Here is a 15,527-nt window from a genome sequence, read left to right on the forward strand (position 1 = left end):
GGTTTGGTACAAGGCTTTGGGCGGTGCGGGCGCGTCAGCTCAGTCGGCCTCGGCGGCAAGGAAGTCGAGCGCAAACGCATGCAAGTCCGAATAGACTGTCGTGCCCGCCGGCAAATGGCCCGCGTCCAGCGTTTTCTGGCCCTTGCCGGTCAGCACCAGGTGACAGCTGAATCCCAGCGCTGCACCGGCTTGTAGGTCGCGCAGCGAATCGCCGACCACCGGCGTGCTGGCGGCATCGATCTCGAAGCGCCGGATGATCTGCGCGAGCAGGCCGGGTTTCGGTTTGCGGCAATCGCAATGGTCGGCGGGCGTATGCGGACAGAAGAAGATGGCATCGACCCGCCCGCCCAGCGCCGTCAGCTTGCGGTGCATCTTCTCGTGTATCTCGTTGAGCGTGGCCATGTCGAACAGGCCGCGACCGATGCCCGACTGGTTGCTCGCGATTACGACGCGGTAGCCCGCCTGGTTCAGCCGCGCGATCGCCTCGAGGCTGCCTGGGATCGGGATCCACTCGTCGGGCGACTTGATGAACGCGTCGGAGTCCTGGTTGACGACGCCGTCACGATCGAGGATCACGAGTTTCTTTTGCATCGTCAATTCACGCTGTTTGCCGGGAAAGAGAATCGGCCGTCACTCATGCTGCGAGCTTCGAGATATCGGCCACGCAATTCATCTGCTCGTGCAGCCGCGCCAACAAGCCCAGCCGGTTCGCTCGCAATGCAGCATCGTCGGCGTTGACCATGACGTCGTTGAAGAATGTATCGACCGCGTCGCGCAACGAGGCGAGCGCTGACAGCGCGCCTGTGTAGTCGCGTGAGTTAAGCCGACCCTGCACGGTCGGCGTGACGTTGTGCAACTGCTCAAACAGCGCGTGTTCCGCCGGTTCCACCAACAGCTTTGTCTCGACGTGCTGGGCCGCGCCGTCGGATTTCTTCAGGATGTTTGTGATCCGCTTGTTGGCCGCTGCCAGCGATGCTGCCTCGGGCAACGCGGCAAATTCACGTACCGCATCGAGTCGGCCGGTGATGTCGTCAATGCGGGTCGGATTCTGGCTCAGTACCGCGTCCACCTCGTTCGCGTCGTAGCCGCGCTCGCGCAACAAACCGCGTAGCCGGTCGATGAAGAAGCCGTACAACGCGCTGGTGGGGTCGGCTACCTGCGGCTGGGACGCAAATTGCGCGTACGCATGCCGCAACAAGTCCATCAGATCCAGCGGCAGCCGCTTTTCGAGCACGATGCGCAGCACGCCGAGCGCGTGTCGGCGCAGCGCGAACGGGTCCTTCTCGCCGGTCGGCTGCAGGCCGATGCCCCAGATGCCCACCAGCGTCTCGAGCTTATCGGCGAGCGAGACCGCGGTGCTAATCGCGGTGGACGGTAGCTCGTCGCCAGCAAAGCGCGGTCGGTAGTGCTCCGAGCATGCCAGCGCGACATCGTCGGGTTCGCCGTCGTGGCGCGCGTAGTAGGCGCCCATCGTGCCTTGCAATTCTGGGAACTCGCCTACCATGTCGGTGAGCAGGTCCGCCTTAGCCAGCCGCGCGGCGCGCGCTGCCCGCTGCGCATCGACGCCGACGCCGGGCGCGATCACCGCCGCCAGCGCCTCGAGTCGCTCGACGCGCTGCAATTGGGAGCCCAGCTTGTTGTGGTACACGACATTGGCCAGCAGCGGCACGCGTTGCTCGAGCGTCTTTTTCTGGTCCTGCTCGAAGAAGAACTTCGCGTCGGCCAGCCGTGGACGCACGACGCGCTCGTTGCCCAGCACGATTTGCTGCGGCGTGTGGGTCTGCACATTCGACACGATCAGGAAGCGTGACCGCAACTTGCCGTTGGCGTCGGTCAGCGCGAAATACTTCTGGTTCGTCTGCATCGTTAGGATCAAGCATTCCTGCGGCACCTGCAGGAATGCGTCATCGAAACGGCATTCGTAGACGATCGGCCATTCGACCAGCGCATTGACTTCGTCGAGCAGCGCCTCGGGCATCAGTACGTGGTCCGCGCCTGCATGCTCGAGCAATTGCGCGCGGATTGCCTCCTTGCGGGCCCGCATGCTGGCGATGACCTTGCCGCGCTGCTCAAGCGTGCGCGCATAGTCGTCTGCATGCAAGATCGCGACGCGACCCTCGGACAGAAACCGGTGGCCGAGCGTGACCGCGTCCGCATCCAATCCGAGCGCCGTGACTGGCACGATACGGTTCGCGTGCAGCGCAAGAAGCCGGTGCGCCGGGCGCACGAACTGCACGCTCGTGCCGTCCGGCCGCTGATACGTCATGACCTTCGGGATCGGCAGTTTGGCGAGGGTTTCGTCTAGTGCGGCCTGCAGACCATCTTCCAATGTCACGCCCGGTGCGGCGTAATTCAGGAAGAACGCCTCGGTCTTGCCGTCCATCGCGCGCTCCAGTTGCGTGAGCGGCATGTCCGGAAAGCCCAGCGCGGCGAGCTTTTTGGCTAGCGGCGCGCTGGGCTGCCCGTTGGCGTTGAGTGCCACGGAAACGGGAAGTACTTTTTCGCGCACCTGGCGCTGCGGCGCCACGGCGCGCACGTTGCGGATCGCGACCGCCAGCCGACGCGGCGTGCCGAACGGCTCGAATGAAGGCGAGCCGCCGTCAGCGACGTCGATCAGGTCGCGCGCGGCGAGTCGTTCGACCAAACCGTTAGCAAAGGCATTGGACAAGCGGGCGAGCGCCTTCGGCGGTAGCTCTTCGGTCAGCAGTTCGACGAGCAGGGTGGATGGTTGACTCATTGGGATGGCTTCTCTTCTGTCGTCTCAGGCGTCGTCTTCGAGCTTGCGCTCGACCTTCAGCGGCGGCACCCAATCGGGGCGGGCGGCCTCTTGCTGAGCGGTGACGGTGCCGCGCGCATGCGCGCCGGCCACCTCGCCCAGCATCGGAAAGCCGAGTGCCTCCCGCGAATCGTAGTACGCCTGCGCAATCAGCCGCGACAGCGCACGAATGCGGCCAATGTACGCGGCGCGCTCAGTCACGGAGATCGCCCCGCGAGCATCGAGCAGGTTGAACGTATGCGCGGCCTTCAAGATCAACTCGTAGGCCGGCAGCGCAAGTCGTTGCTCGATAATGCGCCGGGCCTCACTCTCATACGCGTTGAAGAACGTGAACAGCAGCTCGGCATTTGATTGCTCAAAGTTGTATGTCGACTGCTCGACCTCGTTCTGGTGAAATACGTCGCCGTAGGTTAGCCGGCGCAGCACCTTGCCGGCCGGGCCATCCTCTTTCCATTCGGTCCATACCAGATCAAACACGTTCTCGACCTGCTGGAGATACATGGCCAGGCGCTCGATGCCGTACGTGATCTCGCCGAGCACCGGCTTGCAATCGAGCCCGCCGACTTGCTGGAAGTACGTGAACTGCGTGATCTCCATGCCGTTGAGCCACACTTCCCACCCTAGGCCCCAAGCGCCCAGCGTCGGGTTCTCCCAGTCATCTTCGACAAAGCGCACATCGTTCTGCTTCAGGTCTAGTCCGAGCGCTTGCAGCGAGCCCAAGTACAGGTCCAAGATATTCTCTGGCGCTGGCTTGAGGACGACCTGATACTGGTAGTAGTGCTGCATCCGGTTGGGATTTTCGCCGTAGCGGCCATCCTTGGGACGCCGCGACGGCTGCACATAGGCAGCGCGCCACGGCTCGGGACCAATCGCGCGCAGAAACGTTGCGGTGTGCGACGTGCCGGCGCCGACTTCCATGTCGTACGGTTGCAGGAGCGCGCAGCCCTGTTTGTCCCAGTAGGACTGCAGGGTCAGGATGATTTGCTGGAACGTGAGCATGAAATGCCTTTCAGGCGAAGCGTCTGGACGTGCGCACCGGCACACGCCGCCGCCCCGGGGGCAAGAAAAGTGCTAAAGGGGGAGATTTTAGCGGAAAAGGGCGCGGGACCGATCGCTTTGCCGCGTACCGGGGTCGCCCACGCCTGCGGGCGCCCCCACGGCGCGGGACAGGGCACGTAGGCCGATTAGGCAGGAGGGAGCTGGCCTCTCCAAGTGTGGATCGCAAAGTCGACCGCCTCACGACCAGAGAAGAGCATGCTGCGTGCATTCCCCACGCTGAACGTCTTGATTGCCCCGCGGTCTTTCATCGCCCGGCCCACCGGTAGGAAGTGCTCGGAGTCAAGGAGGGCAGGGGCCTCGTAGACTGCCCATCGCCTGATACCGTTCTCGAGGATCGGCGAGCCTTCCCGCGTTTTTGGCCTGTTCGGCCACGCCCGTTGTTCTGCTAGGTGGAGCATCGTACAAACGTCGAAGTCTACGCCCAGAAGGAGAACGAAGGCGTCTGCGTCGTAGAGCTTGGCCAATGGTGACCTTTCACCAAGCGGGCTCTCGAGCGCATGGTCGGCTGTGATCTGATCGGCTCGCGGCCCAATTGCAGCAAACGAGCAGGTAGGGTGCAGGCTGCGGCGGGCGCCGGGCCAAGTACGAAATAGTTCAGCCACGGCGCCCATGTTGCGAGTCGGGGTGGTCGCCGGATCGTACGCCGGCATTTCTTCGCGAAGGGTCTCGACCCAGCTGGATGGCACAGGCGGCGCTTCCCATTCTGCGGGATCGGTCAAATGGGCGGTGTGGGTTGGCATGACCAGTGTCCCGTTAGGCCCGACGCAGTCCATTAGCGCTTGAATGACGGCCACGGCTCCTCCGGCGACCCACCCAAGCGAGCTGAGGGACGAATGCACGAGGATTGTGCTACCTGCCGTCACGCCACCTTCCGCGAGCTGCCGGGCGAGACTCGATCGGGTTCGCGGCACAGGGGTTTTTAGGATGAGGTTATGTTCGGTCATCACGGAATTCGTCAATCGAGGCGCGTCCTGGAGCACAGGCTGTTGGCTAAGGGGTTCATGCGTATCCGGCCTGGACTGCGCGCGTACTTGAGACATCAGCGCACCCAACGGCAACGCGAGTACGCCCTTGAAGACAGATGACGTGAACGCGCGGCGGCAACCGCAAAAGAAAGGTCGTTTCATGCTCGGCTCCTGTGTGGTTGATCGTTCAACGGCACGACAATCTTATCTTGTCACGGTACTTGACCCCAAATATCGCGCGCGCTGTTGCAAGACTTGTTCTAGCTCATGCCAGTGCAAGCACTGATGCTGCCCAGTCCGCAAGGCGGGCTGGGCCGCCGGAACCACCATCGTTTTGCGGCGTTATCCGAACCTGAACTGGAATTCCCACCGCGCACAGAAAGGGCCCGGCCGGCCGCACTGCCTGAATGATCGTCCTTGACACCCATGTCCTGTCGGAGTTGATACGCGCGCAGCCCGACGCAGGGGGCTGGCCTGGCTGGATCGCCAAGCGTCGCATGCGCTGTTGCTTACCGCGGTGACGGTGGCGCAATTGTAGTACGGCATCGAACGCTTGCCCGAAGGGCGGCGCAAAAGAGCTTTGCGTGACGCGGCGCGGGCAATGCTGGAGCAGGACTTCCAACAACGCTGCGGGGAGAAGCGGCGTGCCTATTTGCATGGGCGGCCAGCGCGGGCGCCGCGTCCCATCCCAAACCCGATCGCCAACCCGACCAGCGATATGACCAATATGATGATATTGCCGGCTATGATGTAGGGCGTCATGCCACTGCGGCCTTGCACGCGTACGTCAAGGGCGCCCACTGTGAAGCGGCGCAATTGGGCCTTGACCGAGCCGTCTGCATCGATCATCGCGGTGGCACCCGTGTTGGTGGCGCGCAGCATCGGCCGCCCGGTCTCGAGCGCGCGCATCCGTGCCATCTGCAGGTGCTGATCCAGGGCAATCGTATTGCCAAACCAGCCGAGGTTCGTCGAGTTGACCAGCACGCTGGCGGGTTGCGGCTGGCTGCGCAGCGTGCGGGCGATCTCTTCGCCGAAAATGTCCTCGTAGCAGATATTCGGCGCGATTGACTGCCCATGCACGACGAACGGTGGCTGTATTGAGCCGCCGCGCGAGAAGTCGCCCAATGGCATCTTCATCATGTCGACGAACCACCGGAAGCCCCACGGGATGAACTCGCCGAATGGTACCAAGTGATGCTTGTCGTACCGGTATAGGCCCGACGATTCCGGCGTGATCCCGTACAGTGCGTTGGTCAAATTCTTCGGCCCGTTTTCGGTCATTGTTGTGCCGACCGCACCGAACAGGACCGATGTGTGTGTGGCGTCCACGAAGCGCCGTACCGCCGTGCCGAACTCGGGCGGCGCTTCATACAGTGGCAATGGGATTGCAGTTTCGGGCGTTATGACCAGATCGGCCGGCTTTTCCGTGATGAGCTGCTGGTACAGTGTAATGGCGTGATGGATGCCGACCGGATCGAATTTCATGCTCTGCCCGACGTTGCCTTGAAGCAGGCGTACTGACAATGCGGGCCCGCTCGGCTGGGTCCACGTCACGCGCGCGAGCAGCATGCCGCAAACGAGCAGCCCTGAAGCAACGGCGGCGGGCACGAGCCACGTGACCGCACTGCGCGCCCCACCAATACGCATGGCTGCCTGTATGATCAACGCGCCGACGAGCGCGAGGATCCAGCCCACCCCGTAGACGCCGACGAGCGGCGCGAAGCCGGCTAGTGGTCCGTCAATTTGCGCGTATCCGCTTGCGAGCCACGGAAAGCCAGTGAAGACGGTCCCGCGCAACCATTCGCCCAACGTCCACGCGCAGGCGAACGCCACGCTCGCATGCCAACTGGGCGTCAACGTCGCGCATTGCCCGCGCGGTGCGCGACATAAATGCCATAGTCCGGCCGAAAACGCCGGATAAAGGGCCAGATAGAGCGAGAACAGCACGACGGCGGCACCGGCCATGAGCGCGGGCATGTAGCCATAGAAATGCATGCTCACATATAACCACCACACCCCGCTGACGAATTGACCGAAACCGAATGCGCCACCGGTGAGCAACGCGCCGCGCAGCGTGCGGGTGCGCGAAACGAGCCAGAACGCACAGGCGAAGATCGCTACCTCAAGCCAGCCGCCGTGTGGCGTGGGCGCGAACGCAAGCGTATTTAGCGCGCCGATTGTGCCTGCCAGCGTCAAATGCAGTACCGCCGCACGACGGCTGCGCGACGCGTGTTGCAATGGCGGGAAGCCAGGTGAGGCAGCGCGCGGCGCGGGATCGGCGATCGGTTTATCGACCATCTGTCGGTATAGGAAAGACGTGCGTGGGGGTTGCCCTGAGTTTAATGATCATCGCGGTCGCGGGCCGCGAGCGCGCCAGCTGGCACGTGCTTAGCAAGCAGCATATGGACCTGTCGCGCGTCGCCACGCAGAATTTCAAACACGAAGTCGTCGATGCGCACTTTTTCGCCACGGTGCGGCACGCGGCCGAAGCGGTGCGTGACCAAGCCGCCGATCGTGTCGACCTCGTCATCGCAGTAGTGCGTGCCGAACGTCTCATTGAACTGCTCGATCTCGGTCAGCGCACGTACCCGGTAGCGGCCGTCCGGCGTCGCGATGATGTTGCCTTCCTCTTCGTCAAAGTCATATTCGTCCTCGATGTCACCGACGATCTGCTCGAGTACGTCTTCAATGGTGATCAATCCGGCGACACCGCCGTATTCGTCTACGACGATCGCAATATGGTTGTGGTTCGCGCGAAAGTCGTGCAACAGCACGTTCAGGCGCTTGGACTCGGGAATGAACACGGCGGGGCGCAACATGCCGCGCACGTCGAATTCCTCTTCCGCGTAGTAGCGCAGCAGGTCCTTCGCGAGCAGGATGCCGATCACGTTGTCGCGATTGCCATCGTACACCGGGTAGCGCGAGTGCGCTTTCTCCAGCACGAATGGAATAAACTGATCGGGGCTGTCGGCGATGTTGATCGCATCCATCTGCGCCCGGGGCACCATGATGTCGCGGGCGCACAGGTCAGCGACCTGGAACACGCCCTCGATCATCGATAGCGAGTCGGCGTCGATCAGGTTGCGTGCGTGTGCGTCCTGCAGGATTTCGAGCAACTCCGCACGGGATTCCGGCTCGGGCGAGATGAGATCGGTCAAGCGCTCCAGCAGCGAGCGCGGTTTGTCTGGATGTTTCGAGTGACTTTTCCGACTGGGATACGGGTCGTTCATTTTCAAGCGTCCCGCGGGACTGGACGCGCGATGGAGATAAACAAAGGATACACTAACCGAAATGCGCGTCTGTGACGCCGCGCACGATGGTAGTGGTTGCTGACCGGACGCCGTTGCCCGAGCAGCGCCCGAGCATTTTCTCGAGCGCGACATCGGGGATTTTGTGCGCCCGCAGCGCCTCGACGGTGCGCGCGACGTAGTCATAAGTGGTGCCGTAGCGGCCGCTTGCCCGGGCGAGCACGATACGCATGACGTCGTCCGACACGCGGCCAGCATAGGTTGCCGCTTCGCGGCGCATCACGAATGCCAGCGCGCGTACATCGCGCCCGTCATCGAGCATGCAGCGCAGCCACGCGGGACGGTACGAGCCCATCGACATTTCACGCCGCCACAGCACCTGCAGGTGCGGCATCGCACTGTGCCCATCGAGCCGGAACGCAATGCCCGGGCAGCAGCCGCCACGGTCCAGCGCGAGCACCAGGCCGGGCAGTTCGGGGGTGCCACGGTTCATCCGCGACCACAGGTATAGGCCCCGGTGATAGCCCATCACGCGTGCGCGGCACGATTCGACTGTTGGCAGACCGGGATTCCAAATCAACGATCCATAGCCGAACAGCCACAAGTCGCTCGCGCGGTCCCAATGCACCAGCGTATGTTCGATCGATGCCGCCAGTTCCGCGTCCGTCAGCAGCCGTGCATCGCCGATCGTGGGCGGATAACCCGGCACCGCCCCGGGCGGCACGGCACTGGTGCGCACGGCCGGCGTGTGGGGGCACGGCGGCGCCGGTGCATCGTGCTCGCGTTCGTCAGGTTCGGCGTGGTTGCCACGTTCGTCTTGCATCATTCTCGGTAGGCAGGCTGTGGCTTGTTTAGCCCTGTTGCGCGTACGGGTCCGGATAGCCGAGCCGCGCCAGAATATCGGTTTCAATCGATTCCATCTCCTGCGCCTGCTCGTCATCTTCGTGATCGTAACCCTGCGCGTGCAGCACGCCGTGCACGATGAGGTGCGCGTAGTGTGCGTCCAGCGGCTTGTGCTGTTCGCGCGCCTCGCTTTCGACCACCGGGCAACAGAGCACCAGGTCGCCGCTGACCGACTCATTATCCGATTCCCCGTACGCGAACGTGAGCACGTTCGTTGGGTAGTCCTTGCCGCGATAGCTACGGTTCAGCGCGCGGCCTTCTTGCTCGTCGACGAAACGGATTGTCAACTCAGCGGGCGCGAAGAGCGCGGCGCGGACCCAACCGGCGATCCTAGCGCGCGGCAGCAACGCCTTATGGGCGGCGAACGCCTTGGCCGGGAACTGCACGCTGAGCGTGAGCTTCGGGGCAGGGGGCGCGTTCATGCCGGATGCGCGCCGTCCGGATGGCGCTTGGCGTGTGCATCGTAGGCCTCGACGATGCGTGCGACCAGCGGATGCCGCACCACGTCGGCACTCGTGAAATGCGTCAGCGCGATACCGCGCACGTTGTGCAGTACCTGTTGTGCCTCCACCAGTCCGCTCTTGTTGCCCCGCGGTAGGTCGATCTGCGTGATGTCGCCGGTGATCACCGCTTTGGACCCGAAGCCGATGCGCGTGAGAAACATCTTCATCTGCTCGGGCGTGGTGTTCTGCGCCTCGTCCAGGATGATGAACGCGTGATTCAATGTGCGCCCGCGCATGTACGCGAGCGGCGCGATTTCGATCATCTGGCGCTCAAACATCTTGGCCGTCTTATCAAAGCCGAGCAGGTCGTACAGCGCGTCGTATAACGGGCGCAGGTACGGGTCGACCTTCTGCGCGAGGTCGCCGGGCAGGAAGCCGAGCCGCTCGCCGGCCTCGACTGCCGGACGCGTCAACACGATCCGCTTGACCTGGTCTCGTTCCAGCGCGTCGACCGCGCAGGCGACCGCCAGGTACGTCTTGCCGGTGCCGGCCGGTCCAACCCCGAACGTCACATCGTGCTGCAGAATCTGCTTCAGATAATCGCGCTGCGCTGGCGTACGTCCGCGCAGGTCGGCGCGCCGCGTGTACAGCGTTGGTCCGCGTTCGTCGTCGAGCAGGTCGGCGTCGGCTGATCCATCGAAGGGATGGTCGGGATCGCCGCGTAGGCGCAACGGCGCTGCCTCATCCCGCGTCGCGTCGGCACCTGCAGCCGGCTGCGGCTCGGTGCCTTCGGCACCCGCCGCGCGGGTGCTGCCGCGGCTGGCGGCGCGGCCCAGAGCGCGTGCCGGGTGCTCGGCACTGTAGCGCGCCTCGACCAGCGCGAGTTGAATATCGTCGACGGACAGCGGGTCGCGTGCGAGATTGTAGAAGTTCTCCAGCGCGGTCAGAGCGACTTTTGCGGCGCGGCCGCGAACCGTGATTCGGTGGCCGCGGCGAGACAGTGTCACATCGAGCGCCTGCTCGATCTGGCGCAGGTTTTCGTCGAGCGGACCGCACAGGTTTGCCAGTCGCGTGTTGTCGTCGCGAGGCGCGGTGAACTCGAGCGTGGGCAGAGGTGTCTTCAAGATGCGTGAGAATGGGCGCCGGTCAATGCGTGCTTGCTGGCGTTAGCGCGAGTTCCCCGCGCAGTGAATGCGGATAGGCGTGGACAATCTCGACGTCGACCATCTGGCCGAGCAGGCGGGCGTGCGAAGCCTGCGGCGCCGGAAAGTTCACCACGCGGTTGTTTTCAGTGCGTCCGGCTAACTCGTTCGGATCCTTGCGGGCCGAGCGCTCGACCAGGATGCGCTGCACGGTGCCGACCATCGATTCGCTAATCTTCGCCGCGTGTGCTTCGATCGCGGCCTGCAATTGCTGAAGCCGCGCAAGCTTCACGTCGCGCGGCGTGTCATCATGCAGGGTCGCGGCCGGCGTGCCGGGGCGCGGACTGAAAATGAACGAGAAGCTGGTGTCGTATTGCACTTCGTCGATCAGCTTCATTGTCTTGGCATGGTCGTCGTCGGTCTCACCAGGGAACCCGACGATAAAGTCGGTCGATAACGAGAGCTGCGGCCGGATCGCGCGCAGCCGCCGCACGATCGACTTGTACTCGAGTACCGTATAGCCGCGCTTCATCGCCATCAGGATCCGGTCCGAGCCGTGCTGTACCGGCAGGTGCAGGTGGCTCACCAGCTTGGGCACGCTTTCGTACGTATCGATCAGCCGTTGCGAAAATTCCTTCGGGTGCGACGTCGTGTAGCGAATCCGCTCGATTCCCGGGATCTCCGCGACGTACTCAATCAGCATCGAAAAATCCGCGATCTCGGCGGTGCCGGCGCTGAGCGCACCCCGATAGGCGTTCACGTTCTGCCCGAGTAGCGTGACCTCGCGCACGCCCTGGTCCGCCAGGCCAGCCACCTCGGTTAGCACGTCGTCCAGTGGGCGGGATACCTCTTCGCCGCGCGTGTACGGCACGACGCAGTAGCTACAGTACTTGCTGCAGCCTTCCATGATCGATACGAACGCGGTGGGGCCTTCAACGCGCGGCGGTGGTAAGTTGTCGAATTTCTCGATCTCCGGAAACGAGATGTCGACTTGCGCGTGGCCGCTCGCGCGCCGCGCATCGATCATCGCGGGTAGCCGATGCAGCGTCTGCGGGCCGAACACGAGATCGACGTAGGGCGCGCGCGCGACGATCGCCGCGCCTTCCTGGCTGGCGACGCAGCCGCCGACGCCGATCAGCAGGTCGGGGCGCGCCTGCTTGAGTTCGCGCACCCGGCCTAGGTCAGAAAAGACCTTTTCCTGCGCCTTTTCGCGAATCGAGCAGGTGTTGAACAGGATGACGTCCGCGTCTTCCGGGGAGTCGGTTTTGACAAGACCTTCGGCCGCGCCAAGTACGTCGACCATCTTGTCGGAATCGTACTCGTTCATTTGGCAGCCAAAAGTCTTTATATAGACTTTTTTGGGCATAGTGTCGCCGTTCGCAGTCGTTTATCTGGGGGCGGGGAAGAATCTGGAATTATACGCCTAGCCGGTGACATCCCTCATGTCGGCGAAGGGTGCCGGCAAAACGATCCGCCAGGAAGTCGAGCAGCAAGCGCAGCCGCGGCGATCGGTATCGGTTGTGGTGGGCGATCGCGTTCAGCGGCGCGGATGACCGTGCCATGCCGGCATCACGATTTGCAGGTGGCCTGCGCGCACGTCGCTGCCAATATCTTAGATCGACTTGTACGCGATGTCATAGCCACGCTGCCGTCGCTTTGAGCGACGGTCACAACGGTGTTCGCGTGGGGTATCGTTGCTTTTGCCACTGTACCGCCGCTGCAAATGCGCGTGGTTGAGAAGGCGCACGTGGCGCCGAACTCTCGTCTCCACGCTCAATATCGACGCGTTCGACTTCGGCAATGCGGGTGCGGCATGGCTTGGTGGTGGTGATCACCCACGGCGGCGGGTTTGACTGCGCTGCCGTGGGCCGTCGCAACCGTTGCGTTGGCGGCGCTCGCGGTGACGTTGCTCGTCGCCGGCGTCGGGCATCGCGCCGCGCGTATCGGCCGCGCGAACCCCTGCGCCAGTTAGCAGGTGCTCAAGCCGAGTGCCGCGGGCGCTGGGATCGACGCGTCGGTGCCCGGCTGCTCCAGTGCGCGCCGGAAATTGACCAATTCCTCGATTGTCAGCATCGGCAGTCGATGCTGCGTCGCAAAACGCTCGACATCGTCACCGCGCGTCATCGTGCCGTCTGGATTCATGAGTTCGCACAGCACACCGGCCGGTTTCAGCCCGGCCAGCCAGCATAAGTCGACTGTTCCTTCGGTGTGGCCACGGCGTGCGAGCACGCCGCCGGGTTGTGCGCGCAACGGAAACACGTGCCCCGGACGAACGATGTCGGTCGGTTTGGCCTGGTCCGCGATGGCCGCGCGAATCGTAGTCAGCCGGTCGGCTGCGGAGACGCCGGTGCTCACGCCGTCACGTGCTTCGATCGATACGGTGAAGGCAGTGCCGTGGCGGCTCTGGTTGGCCGCCACCATCTGCGGCAGCGCAAGCTGGCGAATCTTCGCATCTGGCAGGCACAAGCACACGATGCCGCTGCATTCGCGGATCAACAGCGCCATCGTCTCGATCGTGAGCTTTTCGGCCGCAATGATCAGGTCGGCCTCGTTCTCGCGATTGAAGTCATCCTGTAACACGACAGGACGCCCGGCGCGTATCGCCTGCAATGCGGCGGCGATGCGCGTCGGGATCGCGTGGGGATCGGCGTGATAACGAGGGTACAGAACCGAGCCTGTCGGCGGCTCGAACAACGGTGTGGGTTTCGACATGAAACGCTCCTCGCAAGGGTTGGCGAAAAACGTTTCAGGGCAACGGCTGGCAAGAGACAACCCAAGGAAGACCGACACGGGCAGCCGCCGGCACGGCGAACTGGCCGTGTGCGCGCTGTCGGCGTCGTGCCCTCACATCTTCTCTCATCCGGACTATGACCGTCGGCTCTGGCATCGCACCAGATCTGCTGACCCGACGCGGCGTTTGCATGCCGCATCGGCGCTCGCGGGCTCGTCGCGCGCCGGTCGAAGAAGGACCGGTGCGCGGCATACCGCCGGTGGGGACTTTCACCCCGCCCTGAAGACGCATTAACGTGCCACCGGGCGTCGGTTCGATGACGCACGAGCGGCATCCGCGAGCATACAACAACACGCGACGTTGTGCTGCGCACGGTTGGTAGCGGCGTGCCGTCCATCAGTTAATTCGATTCGCGTCGCATCGCAACAATGCGGCGCGGCGTGCGTGGCTCCAAGAATTTGACTTGAACGGTGCGCAACTCGCCAGACTGTAGGGTCTGTACGGGCGGTCGGCATTGCGGTTGGCATTTATATCGGCAGCCGCACGCCGCCGGAAATCGCGATCTCGATTCTCCCAGAAGTCGCGGCCGCGAAAAATGACATATCGCTACCGACGCCGCTGCGGCCGCTGCAGGTGGGGAGTGAGGGCCGCACACGAGGCGACAGCTATGCACTCGCTCGCCATACAACGGCAGTGAGATGGGCCGGCCACAGTGCGGTTCATGACGCTGCATCGGCCCACGCCTTCGCGGCATGAATCGCGCGATGCCACGCCGCCAGCCCGCGTTCGACGTCCTCAGCGCGTGCGTGGCGTACGAAACGCCGATCCATTTGCCATTGCTGCTGTAGCTCGGCAATATCGTTCCAGTAGCCGACCGCGAGTCCGGCCAGATAGGCAGCACCCAACGCAGTCGTTTCCTGGATTTGAGGCCGGACTACGTCCACGCCGAGCAGGTCGGCTTGAATCTGCATTAGCAGGTCGTTTTCCACCGCACCCCCGTCCACGCGAAGCTCGCCGATGTGCAGTCCAGCGTCTGCTTCCATCGCGCGGACCACGTCGATCGACTGATAAGCGATCGCCTCGAGGGCCGCCCGGGCAAGATGGCCGACCTGCGTGCCACGCGTAATGCCGAACACGGTGCCCCGCGCGTTGGCGTTCCAGTGCGGTGCGCCCAGTCCGGCGAAAGCGGGCACGATTGTCACGCCGTCCGTATGCTCGACCGAGCGCGCCAGTGCTTCGATGTCCCGTGCGTGCCGGATGATGCCCAGTTCATCGCGCAGCCATTGCACGAGCGCCCCGGCGATAAAAATGCTCCCTTCCAGCGCGTACGTTACCTGGTTACCGATCTGCCATGCGATCGTGGTCACGAGGTTGTTGCGCGATTCGATCGGCTGCTCGCCCGTATTCATCACCAGAAAGCAGCCGGTGCCGTAGGTGTTTTTGACCATGCCGGCACCCGTGCACATCTGGCCGAACAGCGCGGCGTGCTGATCGCCGGCCACACCGGCGAGCGGAATGGTGGCGTTAAACAGGCTCGTCTGTGTGTCGGCGTAGATCTGCGAGGACTGGTATACCTCGGGCAGCATCGAACGCGGGATGTCGAACAGCGCGAGCAGCGCATCATCCCACTGCAGGGTATGGATATTGAACAGCATCGTGCGTGACGCGTTGGTCGCGTCTGTCACGTGCAACTGGCGTCCGCTCAGGTTCCACATTAGCCAACTGTCGACGGTGCCGAAGGCGAGCTTACCCTGCGCCGCCTTGGCGCGCGCGCCATCGACGTGATCCAGGATCCAGCGGATTTTGGTGGCGGAAAAATATGCATCGATCGGCAGGCCGGTTTTCTCGCGCACCGTCGTTTCCAAGCCGCGCGCCTTTAGCTCGTTGCACAAGCCGGCGGTGCGGCGGTCCTGCCACACGATCGCGTTGTAGACCGGCTCGCCAGTATCGCGGTCCCAGACGATCGTGGTCTCGCGTTGATTCGTAATGCCGATTGCGGCGATCGACGTGGCACTGAGCCCAGCTCCGACCACGGCTTCGGCGGCGACGCCGGCCTGGGTCGACCACATTTCGCGCGGATCGTGCTCGACCCAGCCGGGCTGCGGATAGATCTGGCGGAATTCCTTCTGCGACACGGACACGACATGTCCACCGTGATCGAACACAATCGCGCGCGAACTGGTAGTGCCCTGGTCAAGTGCAAGAATGTAGCGGTCAGTCATTGGCGTCTCCTCGGGCTTTCTATTTTGCCCGCGGCGCC

12 protein-coding genes, 2 pseudogenes and 1 riboswitch are annotated in these 15,527 nt (G+C 63.5%); of the genes and pseudogenes, 2 read left to right on the top strand and 12 right to left on the bottom strand.

Going from position 1 to position 15,527, the window contains the following annotated elements; genetic code table 11:
• Window positions 1-39 precede the first annotated feature (39 nt).
• The 10 genes from gmhB to miaB all read right to left on the bottom strand — a co-directional run bounded on the left by gmhB (window position 40) and on the right by miaB (window position 11,902).
• Window positions 40-591 carry a D-glycero-beta-D-manno-heptose 1,7-bisphosphate 7-phosphatase gene (gene gmhB / locus RA167_RS02280; protein WP_139337063.1) on the bottom strand — a complete coding sequence of 184 codons (552 nt, stop codon included), beginning with the start codon at window positions 589-591 and terminating at the stop codon, window positions 40-42.
• A gap of 43 nt (window positions 592-634) precedes the next feature.
• Window positions 635-2,737 carry a glycine--tRNA ligase subunit beta gene (gene glyS / locus RA167_RS02285; protein ID WP_076786112.1) on the bottom strand — a complete coding sequence of 701 codons (2,103 nt, stop codon included), beginning with the start codon at window positions 2,735-2,737 and terminating at the stop codon, window positions 635-637.
• Window positions 2,738-2,761: 24 nt separating this feature from the next.
• Window positions 2,762-3,775 carry a glycine--tRNA ligase subunit alpha gene (gene glyQ / locus RA167_RS02290; protein ID WP_076786113.1) on the bottom strand — a complete coding sequence of 338 codons (1,014 nt, stop codon included), beginning with the start codon at window positions 3,773-3,775 and terminating at the stop codon, window positions 2,762-2,764.
• 185 nt (window positions 3,776-3,960) lie between these two features.
• Window positions 3,961-4,962 (bottom strand): aminoglycoside N(3)-acetyltransferase, encoded by a 1,002-nt coding sequence (locus RA167_RS02295; protein WP_237573963.1) that lies wholly within the window; start codon window positions 4,960-4,962, stop codon window positions 3,961-3,963.
• A gap of 486 nt (window positions 4,963-5,448) precedes the next feature.
• Window positions 5,449-7,083 (bottom strand): apolipoprotein N-acyltransferase, encoded by a 1,635-nt coding sequence (gene lnt / locus RA167_RS02300; protein ID WP_370643016.1) that lies wholly within the window; start codon window positions 7,081-7,083, stop codon window positions 5,449-5,451.
• Window positions 7,084-7,139: 56 nt separating this feature from the next.
• A complete protein-coding gene (locus RA167_RS02305; RefSeq protein ID WP_076786115.1) occupies window positions 7,140-8,030 on the bottom strand; it encodes an HlyC/CorC family transporter in 891 nt (296 codons plus the stop codon).
• Between the two features lie 52 nt (window positions 8,031-8,082).
• Window positions 8,083-8,874, bottom strand: coding sequence for a gamma-glutamylcyclotransferase (locus tag RA167_RS02310; RefSeq protein WP_083703709.1), 792 nt, complete (start codon window positions 8,872-8,874; stop codon window positions 8,083-8,085).
• A gap of 25 nt (window positions 8,875-8,899) precedes the next feature.
• Window positions 8,900-9,373, bottom strand: a complete 474-nt coding sequence (ybeY, locus tag RA167_RS02315) for an rRNA maturation RNase YbeY (protein WP_076786116.1) — start codon at window positions 9,371-9,373, stop codon at window positions 8,900-8,902.
• On the bottom strand, window positions 9,370-10,518 hold the full coding sequence (locus RA167_RS02320) for a PhoH family protein (protein ID WP_076786117.1): 1,149 nt from the start codon (window positions 10,516-10,518) through the stop codon (window positions 9,370-9,372). Before RA167_RS02320 ends, ybeY begins: the two co-directional genes overlap by 4 nt.
• Window positions 10,519-10,540: 22 nt before the next feature.
• Window positions 10,541-11,902, bottom strand: coding sequence for a tRNA (N6-isopentenyl adenosine(37)-C2)-methylthiotransferase MiaB (gene miaB, locus RA167_RS02325; RefSeq protein ID WP_076786118.1), 1,362 nt, complete (start codon window positions 11,900-11,902; stop codon window positions 10,541-10,543).
• A gap of 294 nt (window positions 11,903-12,196) precedes the next feature.
• On the opposite strand from miaB, the pseudogene RA167_RS02330 reads away from it, so the two are divergent.
• Window positions 12,197-12,508: pseudogene (locus tag RA167_RS02330) on the top strand (MFS transporter); the annotation flags it as partial.
• Here the strand turns inward: RA167_RS02330 and ribB are convergent.
• Window positions 12,505-13,248: a 3,4-dihydroxy-2-butanone-4-phosphate synthase gene (gene ribB / locus RA167_RS02335; protein ID WP_370643013.1), complete on the bottom strand. Its 744-nt coding sequence runs from the start codon at window positions 13,246-13,248 to the stop codon at window positions 12,505-12,507. The pseudogene RA167_RS02330 and the gene ribB sit on opposite strands and share 4 nt — an antisense overlap.
• Window positions 13,249-13,380: 132 nt before the next feature.
• A riboswitch (FMN riboswitch) is annotated at window positions 13,381-13,558 on the bottom strand.
• A gap of 124 nt (window positions 13,559-13,682) precedes the next feature.
• Between ribB and RA167_RS02340 the strand changes: the two are divergent.
• A pseudogene (locus tag RA167_RS02340) lies at window positions 13,683-14,023 on the top strand (hypothetical protein); the annotation flags it as partial.
• Here the strand turns inward: RA167_RS02340 and glpK are convergent.
• Window positions 13,987-15,489 carry a glycerol kinase GlpK gene (glpK, locus tag RA167_RS02345; protein WP_076786119.1) on the bottom strand — a complete coding sequence of 501 codons (1,503 nt, stop codon included), beginning with the start codon at window positions 15,487-15,489 and terminating at the stop codon, window positions 13,987-13,989. The pseudogene RA167_RS02340 and the gene glpK sit on opposite strands and share 37 nt — an antisense overlap.
• Window positions 15,490-15,527: the final 38 nt, after the last annotated feature.

Origin of the sequence: Mycetohabitans endofungorum (assembly GCF_037477895.1) — a bacterium.
GTDB lineage: Bacteria > Pseudomonadota > Gammaproteobacteria > Burkholderiales > Burkholderiaceae > Mycetohabitans.